The organism is Cellulomonas triticagri, from assembly GCF_003696205.1.
Taxonomy (GTDB): Bacteria; Actinomycetota; Actinomycetes; order Actinomycetales; family Cellulomonadaceae; genus Cellulomonas; species Cellulomonas triticagri.
The window spans coordinates 1-13,058 of the sequence record NZ_RFFI01000025.1; the positions used below are offsets into that span (position 1 = coordinate 1).

Below are 13,058 nucleotides of genomic sequence, written 5' to 3' on the forward strand. Positions count from 1 at the left end.
GGCGCCGGCGCGCCGAGCGCGTGCCACAGCGCCGCCCACTGCACCGGCGCGAGGTCGCGCGGCAGCACGTCCGGGTGCACCTCGGCATCGCGCAGCGCACCCCGGACCCGCCCGGGAGGTGCCCCGGACGCCCGGACGACCACCTCGCCGACCCCGCGCCCCCGCCCGGTGAAGACCGCGGCGACGAACCGCTGGTACGCGGCCCGGCTGCGCGGGTCGACCAGCGGCTCGGGGCGCCGGGTCACGGCGAGCAGGCCGCCGTCCACGGACGGGCGCGGGGAGAACGCCGCCGCGGGGACCCGGCCGTGCAGGGCGACCGCGAACCACGGGTCGGTCTGCGCGGTGAGCATCGTCCGCCCGCCGACGCCCGCGCGCTTGCGGGCGACCTCCCACTGCGTGAGCAGCACGGCGTGCCGCCAGTCGCCGTGGCCGAGCAGCCGCCGCAGCAGCGGGGTCGTGAGGTGGAACGGGATGTTGCCGACCACGACCGGCCGGTCCAGCGGCACCCGCAGGGCGTCCGCGCAGACCACGCGCGCGCCGGGGACGGCACGCCGCAGCCGGTCGGCGCGCGGCGGGTCGATCTCGACGGCGAGGACGTCGCGGCCGAGGGTGGTCAGAGGTCGGGTCAGGGCACCGTCACCGGCGCCGATCTCCAGGACCGGGCCGTCGGTCGCGCGGACCAGCCGCAGGACGGCGTCGACGGTGGGTGGGTGGTGCAGGAAGTTCTGGCCGAGCTCGTGCCGGCCGCCGTGGGGGTGTCGCACTGGGGCTCCCGTCGCAGGCAGGACGGAGCACCCGGAGGGGTGGAGGGGTCGACCCGCTCCGGGTGCTCGGGGGCATCCGGAGGAGCGGCGACCGGGGTCGGACGTCCGGCCGCGCTCAGGCGGGCCGGGGACGCGCGACGGACCGGCCCGCGGCCGACATCAGCAGGGTTCCCATGGCGGGGACGGTACGGGGTCGGTCACGCGTGGCGCACGGGATTATCGGTCGGCGAGCGCCCGCTCCCCCGCCTCCCGCGCGACCTGCGCCAGCACCGCCGGGTCGGCGGGCGGCACGTCGGGGTCGACCCCCGACGCCGTGGTGGTGACCAGGGCGTTCGCGACGAGCGCCGTGACCTCGACCTCGGGGCTGCTCGCCCCCTCCGCGGTCAAGGTCGCCTGGCGCACCACCGTCGTGACGTCCCCGGCGTCCGTCGTCGGCGGCTGCGCCTGCCACGCCCCGCCGTCGACGCCCGGGTTGACCTGCTGGTACTCCGGGCACTCCCCCAGGACCCCGACCAGCGCGTCGAACGCCGCCCGCGCCTCTGAAGGGTCCGCGAGCAGGTCGACCGACTGGATCACCGTCACGGTGTCGTCCGAGGCGAACCGGCGCTCGAACACCTCCGGCTCCTGCTCGACCACCGTCACCGCCGTGGTGCACGCCGCCGGGTCGACCATCGAGCCCGTCGGCAGCCCCCACACGGCCTCGTCCGCCGGTGCCAGGCTCATCCCCGCCGCGTCCGGCACCGCGCGGGCGAGCTCGTCGTCGGTGAGGAACAGGGACGCCACGTCGGCGGCACCCAGCACGACCTCCGGCTCGTCCGGCGTCTCGGGCGCGGCGGGCTCCCCCGGCGCGGGGTCCGGGGTCGCCGTCACCGTCGGCAGCGGATCGGCCCCCGCGCCGGGCTGGTCCCAGGGGCGCCACGCCAGCAGGCCGGCGAGCACGACCCCCACCGCCAGGGCGGTGAACCACGGCCACGCGGGCGACGGGGGCACGCCGTGCCCGGGCGGCGCCGGGGCAGCCACGTGCGCGTGGTGCGGGTGCTGGTCGGCCATGCGCGTCTCCCCCGGTCCGGTGGCCTCCTGGCTGGTGGTCACGGTAAGGCGGGACGCCCCTCACCCGCGAGGGGGTGGTCCCGTGCATGCGAGACGGGTCCGGAACCGGATCTGGCGGCCCCGAGAAGCACGACAGCCTCCGCCGGGTGGCGGAGGCTGAAGGCGGGGCGCTCAGGATCTCTCCCTCTCGCGCGCGTCCAGCCTAGCGGTGCGTAGCGGCGCCATGCGGTGGACCGTCGCCAGGCGGGCGACGGGGTTGGGCGCGACCGGGCGGCGACGCGCCCGTGGTGCGGGCGCCGGTGGATCCGGGGTGTCTTCCCCCGTGCGGTGGCCTCGTGGCTGGTGGTCGTGTCACGGACGGAGGACCGCGGGCAGAAGGTGACTCACCACGAGGAATTGACGACAGAGTCGCCGCTGCCCTCATCGACCTCGCCGCACCGAGGCCGTGACCGCAGCCGCGGTGGCGAGGCAGACCGCTGTGAACAGCAGCGGCACGAGCACGGCGGCGGGTCGCACCCACGCGATGCCGGGGTCACGTCCGACAGCGGCTGCGTAGGGCCGCACAGCGAGGGCGAGCAGACCGGACCCGAGCACGGCAGCGACGAGACCGCTGCCCAGCACGTCCACTCCCACGCCCCGTACCACGGCGCTGACCCGCTGCGCCCGGGTCATCCCGATCCGGTCTAGGACCCGCAGATCGGCACGTCGGCCGGCGACCGTGACGGCGGTCGCGGCGGCGGCGAGCGTCAGGCAGAGCAGCACCGGAGCGCCGACGAGCAGCGGCGTCTCCCCGGTTCCTCCGCCCCCGGACCTCGCCACGGCCTTGCCGGGCGGCAGACCCGCGACCCACTCCGTCGCCGTCCGGACCTCGGCGTCGGGCGCGACATCGGCGTGCCGGTCGACGAGGGTCGTGACCCGCCCGGTAGCGGCTCCGGGGACGTCCGCACCCAGGACCAGGAGGTCACCGAAGGTGAGTGGGAGGTCGGCCACCGCGACCACCGGGAGCCGGACCTGCCCGGACCCGGGGACGCCGAGCGTGATCTCGTCCCCGACGGTGGCGCCGCCGGCGACAGCGCCCAGGCGGCTGACCACGATCCCCGGTCCCGGGGGGACCTCCCGCGCGTCTGTCAGACCGCGCACCCAGCTCCGGGCCTCGCCTCCACCGACCAGCGCGATCCACGACATCGCCCGCACCGCGTCCGCGTCGTCGTCGTTCGACGAGGTGACGACGGCCTGGCCCTCGGCGAGCGTGACCCCCCGCGCCCCCGCCACCGTCACGGCCCCGTCCGCGACCATCGAGGAGGCGACCCAGCGGTCACCGACCACCTCGAGCAGCCGAGCACGTGCGACGTCGTCCGACGCCGCCGGGTACCCCCCGAGATACAGCACCAGGAGCGTGGCGATGCTGGTGGCGACGACCACGGTGGACGGGTGCCTCCACCGCAGCCAGCGCGCCGCGAGCAGCGCCGGAGCAGATCGGGACCGCCGCCCGACCCGTCCGCGCAGCGCGCCGGCCCCGCGCACCACGGCGTCCCAGCCGCAGCCGAGCACCACCACCAGGCACAGGACGGCGAGGAACCCGAGAAGGAACGCGGTCTCGTCGGATTCCGTCCTCGCCACGACCCGCACGAGCGCTGCCCCCGCGACGGTCGCGAGCAGTGCGACCACCCCGGGCAGGAGACGACGGCTCCGGCCGGTCCGCCCGGGCGGACCGCCGGCGACCGGGTCGCCCCTGACCAGCAGCCGGGCCGCACCCGCGGTGCCGAGCACAGCGACCACCGTCGAGCCCGCGACGGTCGCCAGCACGGCGGCGACGCGCCACGTCACGTCCGTCCCCGGCGGGATCACTCCCTGCCCGACCAGCAGCGGGACGAGCGCCGGGAGCACGACCGCGGGCGCGAGCAGCACCGCCACGGCGGAGGCGAGCAGCGCGAGCAGGGCGCTCTCCGCGACCAGCAGCATCCGGAGCCGACGGGCGCTCATCCCGACGATCCGCAGCCGACGCGCCGTCGCCCACCGTTCTCCGACACCGTGGCGGCTCACGGCGTGCAGCACGACCGCCGTGCACACCAGGGCGATGCTGCCGAGGGTCACCAGCGAGCCTATGTCACCGGCGTCCCCCAGCACCACGACGAGGGTCGCGAGGGCAGCCACGACGAGGGCGCCGAAGAGCAGCACCACGAACACGGGAGCAAGCACCGCACGCTCGCCCCAGGCGAGCCGGAGGTAGGTCACCGTCACCGGTCCACCTCCACCGCGCGCAGCGCCGCGAGGACCCGCTCCGGCGCGGGGTGCAGCAGCTCCGCGCAGATGCGCCCACCGTCGATGACGAGCACCCGGTCCGTCCGGGCGGCGACGTCGACGTCGTGGGTGGCGATCAGCACGGCCCGGGAGGCACGGACGGACGGCGACAGCAGCACGGAGATCACCTCGTCCCGGGTGATCGGGTCGAGCGCCCCGGTCGGCTCGTCCGCGAACAGCACCCGGACGTCGCTGGCCACCGCCCGGGCGATCGCGACCCGCTGCCGCTGGCCTCCCGACAGATCCGCCGTGGACCGATGCAGCAGGTCGCCGAGCCCGAGGGAATGCGCGACCTCGGCGACCCGCCGCGGGTCGGGCGGACGCCGGACCAGCCGTCGGGGCAGCTCGATGTTCTCGGCGACGCTCAGCGCGTCGATCAGTGTGTAGTCCTGGAACACGAACCCGAACTGCTCGCACCTCAGTGCAGCCCGCCGGTGCTCCGGCAGCCGTGCGATGTCCCGGCCCTGGAACCGCACGCTCCCCCGGGTGACCGTCACGAGGCCGGCCGCGCAGTCGAGCAGCGTGGACTTCCCGGAGCCGGAGCGGCCGACCAGGGCAGTCGCGCTGCCTGCCTCGACCGCGAGGTCGAACGGCCCGAGCACTGGACCGCGGCGACCGTAGGAGCGCTCGACGTCGTGCAGCTCGAGCAGCGCGGTGGATCCCGGCGGAGCGGTCGGGTCGGCTCGGGGCGCGACGAGGTCAGGGCGGTCGGTGGTCATCTCATACCTCCGGGAGAGCGAATCGGTCGTGCGGGAGCGCGTGGGCCACCTCAGCGGGAGTGCCGTCCGCGACGAGTCGTCCGCCGGCCAGCACGAGCACGCGGTCCGCCGACCGGATCGTGGAGCGGCGGTGGGCGACGGTCACGACGGTCACGCCACGGGCGACCGCGTCGACGGCGGCCAGCACCCGGCACTCGCTGTCCTGGTCCAACCCGGAGCTCGGCTCGTCGAGCAGCAGGACCGGGCGCTCGCCGGCGAGCGCCCGGGCGATCGCCACCCGCTGGCGCTCCCCTCCGGACAGGTGGGCACCGCCCTCGCCCACCTCGGCGTCGAGCCGGCCCGGCAGCCGCTCGACCGTGTCGCGCAGCCCGACGCGGTCGAGCGCGTCCCACACCACCTGGTCCGGCGTGTCGGGCCGGCCCGCGGTGACGTTCTCCCGGACCGTCCCCGGCATCACGTGCACCGACTGGTCCACGTAGCCGACGAGGTGGCGCAGGTCCGCGTGGGGCGTCTGCTCGCCGGGCAGCCTCGCCTCGATCGACCCGCAGCACGGCACCGCGTGCCCGAGGAGCAGCGCGAAGAGCGTGGACTTCCCCGCACCGGACGCCCCGACGACGGCGACCCGGGACCCGGCCGGGATGGACAGGGTGACGCCCTCCAGTGCCGTTCTGGTGGCGGCCGGGTACCGGTAGCCGACGTCGTCGAGCACCAGGTCCACCGCGCCGGCACGCACCGGCGCGGCGACGTCGTCATCGGTACCCGCCGCCCGGGGGACGTCGACGACCTCGCGGACCCGGTCGAGGCTGCCGAGCGCCTGCTGCAATCCGAGGACCGCCCCGATCACGGTCGTGGCCGGTGTGACGAGCATGGAGAGGAACAGGGCGAACGACAGCAGGTCCGCGAGCGTCAGCTCGCCCCGGGCGACCCGCCACCCTCCGATGAGGAACAACGCGACCATGCTTCCCTGCGCGACGACCGCGCTGACCGGAGCCACGACGGCCTGCATCCGCGCCGCGCGGACGCCGGCCCGGTAGGCGCCGGTCGCCGCCTGCGCCGCCCGCGCCTCGGCCTGTGCGGTCCCGCCGTAGGGGCGCACGATCGGCATCGCGGTGACGGACTGCTGGATCGCGGCTCCGAGCCGGCCCACACCGTCCTGGGCCTCCCGGACCGCGCGCCGGATCCGCGGACTGGCGACCGCGACGACAGCGGCCGACGCGACGACGAGAGCCAGCACCACGCCGGTGAGCAACGGGTCGAGGACGACCAGCGCGATCGTGGCGCCGACGACGAGCACGCCGTTGCCCAGGATGTCGACGAACCCCGAGGACAACGCGTACTTGAGGGTGTCGACATCGGATCCGGACCGGGCGACCAGGTCCCCGACCGGGTGGCGCGTGTACCACCACATCGGCAGGCGGAGCACGGACGCGAGGTAGTCGCGTCGCACGCGGAGCGCGCCCCGCTCGGCCAGCACCGCCAGCACGCAGTCACCGGTCCCGGTGATCGCCGCACCGGTCACCATCAGGCCCACCAGCAGCCACACCAGCCCCGGCGCGACTGACGCGCCGTCGGCCAGGGCAGAGATGATGCGGTTGACGACCACCGGTTGGCAGAGCGCGACCGCGGCACCCGAGGCGGAGAGCCCGAGGGCGACGGCGAGGCGGGGGCGCTCATCGACGGTGAGCAACCACAGGTCGCGCACCCGACTGGCCGGGCCCGCAGGATCACGGTGCTGCCGCACGAAGCACCTCCTTGCGACGGGTCGTAGGCTCGGGTGGCGCCCTGGGGCGGCTCAGCTGCACGGAGCCGCCCCAGGGGTACGTCGGTGCCGGTTGTCAGTGGCACTTGTTCCAGCTGATCCAGCTGCTGGCCGTGCAGTCCCGCTGGCTGAACGTGCTAGCACGGACGGCGGAGCGGTCCTCCGACAGCCCGATGGACTGCAGTCCGAGGACAGAGCGCATGTGATTCACCTCCCTCTCGCGTGTCGTCGTCAGGGCCCCCCACCGGCCGCTCACGCGAACAGGTGGGTGGGCACCGAACCGGGCAGCCACGCCACCCGGCGATCGTGCGGGGCGAGGGCCAGCAGCAGCCCGGCCGCCCCGGTGGCGTAGTCCGCGGAGAAGCGCAGGTTCTGGTCGCCGGGCACCAGCACACCCTCGTCGCGGAGCGGGCAGTGCAGGTCGAACCGCTCGACGTGCTCGCGCAGCAGCTCCGCGCGCGGCCGCGGCAGGAACCGCTCATCGAGCAGCCGCAGAGCCGCGACCATGCCCGCGCGGCCCTGAGCGAGCCCGGCGCAGAAGTACAGCGGGCCGCACGCCGGGAGCGCCAGACGCGGGACCGCGCGTTCGAGTACCGGGTCGTCGTGGCGGCGCAGCACCGCCTGGGCGGCCAGAGCGATGCCAACCCCTCCGTGCGCCAGGTAGGGCAGAGCTCGACCCGCGTCGTCGACCTGCAGCGACTCGTCCCGGACGGTGATGCAGTGAACCAGGTCCAGGTGCACCGCCTCGCGCGCGACCTCGACGAGCTCGGTTCGTCCGAGACGGTCCGCGGCAAGCAGCAGGGCCACTGCGGCACCCGACCACCCGTCGAAGAGCCCTGCCCGGGGCCTCGGATCCACGACGGGGGCCGCAGCGGCGGTCCGGACCCGGACGACCAGCTCGTCCGCGAGGTCGCCGCTGCGCTCCTGGAGCTGCGGCACCGGATGGTCGGCAGCCAGCAGGCCCAGGAGCAGCCCGCCCAGGCCCGCCCGCAGACCGATGTCTGCCGGGACCCGCGGTCCGTGGCTCAGCAGCCGCAGCCACCACCGGGCCGCCTGCTCGTGGTGACCGAGCTCGTCGAGCACGGTGGCGACGCCGAGCGACCCGGTGAACAGGGCGTCGGTGGTCAGCCCGTCCCGCGGGAGGCCGGCGAGGAAGGCGGCGTCCACGGCCGGGCTCAGGTGCCCGGCCCGGTGCAGCGCGAGGACGGTGCCGGCGGACCCGCTCCACAGGTCGACGCCACCGTCACCCTCGAACTGGGCGATGTCGCCGGGGAACTGCCGGTCCGAGAACCGGCACGAGGTGCTCACGATCCCCCGCGCGAGGTCCGCACGGCCAGCGGCGGTCCCGAGGTGCCCGGGAGGCAGCACCTCGAACCCGTCGTGCCCGTCGTGCGCCGGCTCTCCGGATGCCGCGCGCGAGGAGCGGACCAGCTCCGCCGCCCGGTCTCCGAAGACCTGCTCGGCGAGCGCGACGTGGCGTTCCGCGAGGGCCGGCGCGAGCGTGAGGACCTCGGTGAGCGGGACGTAGAGGAACAGCGTGAGCCGGTGCAGGGCGAACAGGTCCTCGGCGAACCGGTCACGCGGGGCCACGGACAGGAATCCCGGCGTGCCGAGCGCACGAGGCGTCTGCGCGGTGCGGGCCGCCTCGAAGTCGATCAACGACACCGCCGCATGCTCGGTGACCAGGACGTTCTCCGGCTGGAGGTCACCCACCGAGACGCCCCGCTCGTGCACGGCGGCCAGGACGCGCCTGATGTCCGCGACGACGGTCCTGACCCGCTGGTCGTAGCGGTCGACCTCGTCCCGCGACGGCAGCGCCGTGCTGATCGGGTTGTTCACCGCGACGTCCATCGTCAACGAGTGCCCGTCGACCCGGGTCATCGTGAGGAAGCGGTGCTCCCAGACCTCGTCCACCCGCACGACCTCGGGAACGCCGGTGATCCCGTCGAGCAGGGCCAGCACGTCCGCCTCGTGGCCGACGCGCTCGAACCCCGACGCGCCGACCCCGTCCAGACCAGCGTGTCGACGCCCCTCTTTGATGATCACCTGCTCCTCGACGCCGGGAACGGAGCCGAGGTACACACCGCCCGCGTTCGAGTAGTGCACCGCCTGCGCCACCTCGAACGGCAGCGGTGTGTCCTGCGCGAGGTAGCTCCGGTGCTGCGGCACGAGGAAGTCGGGCAGGGTCACCCACTCGGGGACGACGAACTCCGGGTCGCGCCGGTCAGGCACCGCGCTGCCGTCCGGCCGCAGGACCGCCGGGACGGTGCGTCCGTGGTCGCCCTCCGTCGTCATCGGCGTGAACCCTCCGTACCGCACGTGCACCGGCGTCGTCCCCCACCGCAGGTCCGACAGGATGTACGGCCCGGCGAACCCGGCTGTCGCAGCGGCCAGCGCCTCGACCGCGGTTCGCAGCGCGGCGTCGTCCCCCGGGTACACGGTCACGAACTTCCCCGAGCCGCCGCGGTCGGCGTACTTCGCGTTCCGCGCGTGCAGCTCGTGCCGGGTCGCGAGGAACTTGAACGCGAGCCCGAGGTCGAAGCACCGGCGAGCTGCGACGTCGAGCAGGGCGGTGGCGCCCTCGAGCGTCGTGGACAGGTGGATCTTCCAGCCCTGCGCGGGGAGCTCGACCCCCGGCGGCTCCACGTGGCACCAGCCGTCGGAGACCGTCCTGCGCCATCCGGCAGGAGCCGGGGGCGCCTCGAACGCGTCGTCGTCCAGCGAGCGCGGGGTGTCGTAGAAGTACGGGTCGCCCAGGCAGTAGTCGAGGTAGGCCGTGTTCACCACCGGGGTGTCCCCGTCCGCAGGTCGCGTGCCCGGGGAACCTGGACCCCCTGGGAGCCGAGCAGCCGGGTCATCGGGCACGGCGCGCACCACGATGCCGTCACCGCACCCGTCCTCGTCACCGCCGTCATCACCGCACCGCCCGTGGTCGATCCGTCACCGGCAGGAGCGGCCGGCGGATCCACCGTGGGCGCCGGACCTGGCGAGGTCAACGGCGTCCGCGCCCACCACACCTACGCTGGCGAATCAGACATCCCGGATGATTCGGCGCACGCGCGCCACTCAGGGAGAGGCTCGTCCCCGGCGCGCTGTCACCTGCCTGCGCCATGCAGAGATACGACCTGACCTGCAGGTTCGGACCCGCAAGCCCACCCGGTCCACCGTGTCGCGCACCGACGGGTCGCCTGAACGGGTCCTGTGGCCGCGGGAGCGGGAGCGGAGAGGACGCGACAGGGGGTTCCCCGTGCCCCAACGTGCCCGGGACCCGTCAGCGCGGGGCGACGCCGCGGTTGCGCAGGCCCCAGATCGCCGAGTCCGTCAGCGCCTCCCAGGACGCCTCGATGAGGTTCGGCCCGACGCCCACCGTGCTCCACGCGGTCTGCCCGTCGGTGGTCTCGATGAGCACCCGGGTGACCGCGTCGGTGCCGTGCATGGCGTCGAGGATGCGGACCTTGAAGTCGATGAGCTCGAACTCCGCGAGCTCGGGGTACACCCGCTGCAGGGCGAGCCGCAACGCGTGGTCGAGGGCGTTGACGGGGCCGTTGCCCTCTCCGGTGGCCACGATGCGCTCGCCGCCCGCGTGCAGCTTGACGGTGGCCTCGGCGGTCGCGGGGGTGCCGCGGGACCCGGCGCGCTCCACGATGGCGCGCCAGCTCTCCACCCGGAAGTACGCCGGTCGGGTCCCGGAGACCTCCTCGGCGAGCAGGAGCTCGAAGGACGCGTCCGCGGCGTCGTAGGTGTAGCCCTGCGCCTCGGCGTCCTTGATGCGCTGGGTGACGCGGGTCAGCACCTCGTCCTGCCCGGCGAGGTCGAAGCCGAGCTCGCGGCCCTTGAGCTCGATGGACGCGCGCCCGGCCATCTCGGAGACGAGCATCCGCATCCCGTTGCCGACGGCCTGCGGGTCGATGTGCTGGTACAGGTCGGGGTCGACGCGGATCGCGGAGGCGTGCAGCCCGGCCTTGTGCGCGAACGCGGACGCGCCGACGTACGGTTGCCGGGCGAACGGGGCGATGTTGGTGACCTCGCTGATCTGGTGCGCGATGCGGGTCATCTCCGCGAGGCCGCCGGGGCGGTCGGCGGGCGGGACGAGGACGCTCCGGCCGGTCTTCAGCTCGAGGTTCGCGACGGTGGCGAGCAGGTCGGCGTTGCCGGTGCGCTCGCCGTAGCCGTTGACGGTGCCCTGCAGGTGCACGGCTCCCGCCTCGACGGCGGCGATGCTGTTCGCGACGGCGCAGCCGGAGTCGTTGTGCGCGTGGATGCCGAGCCGGGTCAGCGCGTCGGCGGTGCCGAGCGCGGCACGCAGGTCCCGGACGACCTCGCCGATGCCGGCGGGCAGCATCCCGCCGTTGGTGTCGCAGAGCACGACGGTCTCGGCGCCGGCCTCGACGGCCGCGAGGACGACGTCGCGTGCGTACGCCGGGTCGTGCCGGAACCCGTCGAAGAAGTGCTCGGCGTCCACCACGACGCGCCGCCCCTCCCCGACGAGCAGCCGCACGGAGTCGGCGACCATCGCGAGGTTCTCGACCCCGGTCGTGCGCAGGGCCCGCTCGACGTGCCGGGAGTCGGACTTGGCGACCAGGGTGACGACGGGCGCCTCGGAGTCGAGCAGGGCCCGCAGCTGGGTGTCGTCGAACGCCCGCACGCCCGGCTTGCGCGTCGCCCCGAACGCCGCGAGGACGGCGTGCCTCAGGTCGAGCTCCTTGGCCGCCCGCGCGAAGAACTCGGTGTCCTTGGGGATCGCACCCGGCCAGCCGCCCTCGATGTAGCCCACGCCGAGGTCGTCCAGCAGCGGGGCGATGGCGAGCTTGTCGGCGACCGACAGGTTCATGCCCTCCTGCTGGGCGCCGTCGCGCAGGGTGGTGTCGTAGACGTCGAACGCGGCAGGGCCGTCGGCCACGGGGTGGGCGACTCCGGTGCGCGGCAGGGCGGTGGGGGCGTCCTGCGGGGAGGTCTCGGTCACGGGTCGGGCTTCTCTCGGCGAGGGGACGGTGCGGGTGCCGGGGCCGTGCGGGTGGGGCGGGGCGGTGGAGCAACAAAAAGACCCCCCGGGTTCGGGAGGTCGGCGCGTCCGCGGTGGTGGGGCGGACGCGCTAGGCGATGACGATCAGTCGGTGCTGCACGCCCTCATCGTGACACACACCACGCCCCCCGTCAGCCCCGTCCGAAGTCCGGACCGAGCGGGCCTCACCGCACGAGGTCGAGGGTCTGCCGCGAGGTCGAGGGTTCTGCGGCGCCCTGGGGCGCGGAACCCTCGACCTCGCGAGACCGTCAGACCAGGCGGTGCATCCAGCCGTGCGGGTCCGCGGCGCGGCCGTACTGGATGTCCGTCAGGCGGGTGCGGATGGACTGCATGACCGGGCCGGCGCTGCCGTCGGCCACGGTGACGTCGAAGTCGGTGCCGGCCAGGCGCCCGATCGGGGTGACGACGGCGGCGGTGCCGCACGCGAACACCTCGGCGACGCTGCCGTCCCGCACGCCGTCCAGCAGCTCGGTGAGCGGGATGTCGCGCTCGGTGACCTCGCGGCCGTCCTCGCGCAGCAGCTCCAGGATGGACGACCGGGTGACGCCCTCGAGGATCGACCCGGTGAGGCGCGGCGTGGACACGGAGCCGTCGGCGCCGACGACGAAGACGTTCATGCCGCCGAGCTCCTCGATGAGGGTCCCCGTGGCGGCGTCGAGGAAGCACACCTGCTCGCACCCGCGGGCGTACGCCTCCTGCTGCGGCAGCAGGCTCGCGGCGTAGTTGCCGCCGCACTTCGCCGCGCCGGTGCCCCCGGCGGCGGCGCGCGCGTAGTCCTCGGACACCCAGATGGACACCGGCTGCACGCCGCCGGCGAAGTACGAGCCGACGGGCGACGCGATGACCAGGTACTCGGCCTGCATGGACGGCCGCACGCCGAGGAACGCCTCGGACGCGTACATGAACGGCCGCAGGTACAGGCTGGTCTCGTCGCCGGACGGCACCCAGTCGACGTCGGTGCGCACGAGCGCGGTCACGGACGCGAGGAAGTCCTCGGTGGACAGCTCGGGCAGCGCGAGGCGGCGGGCGGAGCGCTGCAGCCGCTCGGCGTTGGCCCACGGCCGGAAGGTCCACACGGACCCGTCGTCGTGCCGGTAGGCCTTCATGCCCTCGAAGATCTCCTGCGCGTAGTGCAGGACGGCGGTCGCGGGGTCGAGCTGCAGGGGGCCGTACTTCTCGACGCGGCGGTCGTGCCAGCCGAGACCCTGCGTCCAGGAGACGCGGGCCATGTGGTCGGTGAACACGGTGCCGAACTTCGGCGTGGCCAGCAGCGACTCCCGCTCGGCGTCGGGCCGCGGGCTGTCGGAGCGGTGCACCTCGAAGGAGGCGTGGAGGTCGGTCGTGTCGGAGATGCTCATCGGTTGCGGCCTTTCACCAGGAGTCGGTCTGACGGTACCTGGGGCGACGACCGGATGGACACAGCGCCGCCCCCGGCCCGCGTC

9 protein-coding genes are annotated in these 13,058 nt (G+C 74.6%); all 9 read right to left on the minus strand.

From position 1 onward, the window contains the following. Positions 1-764, minus strand: a 764-nt coding sequence (erm, locus tag EBM89_RS06305) for a 23S ribosomal RNA methyltransferase Erm (protein WP_122148609.1), incomplete at its 3' end; no start/stop codon positions are given. Positions 765-980: 216 nt separating this feature from the next. Beyond that, on the minus strand, positions 981-1,856 hold the full coding sequence (locus EBM89_RS06310) for a sensor domain-containing protein (protein ID WP_147463470.1): 876 nt from the start codon (positions 1,854-1,856) through the stop codon (positions 981-983). Between the two features lie 378 nt (positions 1,857-2,234). Then, the gene (locus tag EBM89_RS06315) at positions 2,235-4,055 is read right to left on the minus strand and encodes a hypothetical protein (protein WP_122148611.1); all 1,821 of its coding nucleotides are present in this window, start codon (positions 4,053-4,055) and stop codon (positions 2,235-2,237) included. Further along, positions 4,052-4,834: an ABC transporter ATP-binding protein gene (locus tag EBM89_RS06320; protein WP_122148612.1), complete on the minus strand. Its 783-nt coding sequence runs from the start codon at positions 4,832-4,834 to the stop codon at positions 4,052-4,054. Before EBM89_RS06320 ends, EBM89_RS06315 begins: the two co-directional genes overlap by 4 nt. A gap of 1 nt (position 4,835) precedes the next feature. After that, positions 4,836-6,575 carry an ABC transporter ATP-binding protein gene (locus tag EBM89_RS06325; protein ID WP_122148613.1) on the minus strand — a complete coding sequence of 580 codons (1,740 nt, stop codon included), beginning with the start codon at positions 6,573-6,575 and terminating at the stop codon, positions 4,836-4,838. A 94-nt stretch (positions 6,576-6,669) separates the two neighbouring features. Next, a complete protein-coding gene (locus EBM89_RS22355; RefSeq protein ID WP_255414335.1) occupies positions 6,670-6,795 on the minus strand; it encodes a hypothetical protein in 126 nt (41 codons plus the stop codon). A gap of 50 nt (positions 6,796-6,845) precedes the next feature. Then, positions 6,846-9,380, minus strand: a complete 2,535-nt coding sequence (lanKC, locus tag EBM89_RS06330) for a class III lanthionine synthetase LanKC (protein WP_122148614.1) — start codon at positions 9,378-9,380, stop codon at positions 6,846-6,848. 484 nt (positions 9,381-9,864) lie between these two features. Continuing rightward, positions 9,865-11,424, minus strand: a complete 1,560-nt coding sequence (gene cimA, locus EBM89_RS06335; protein ID WP_233571587.1) for a citramalate synthase — start codon at positions 11,422-11,424, stop codon at positions 9,865-9,867. 440 nt (positions 11,425-11,864) lie between these two features. Next, positions 11,865-12,974: a branched-chain amino acid aminotransferase gene (locus EBM89_RS06340; protein WP_122148615.1), complete on the minus strand. Its 1,110-nt coding sequence runs from the start codon at positions 12,972-12,974 to the stop codon at positions 11,865-11,867. Positions 12,975-13,058: the final 84 nt, after the last annotated feature.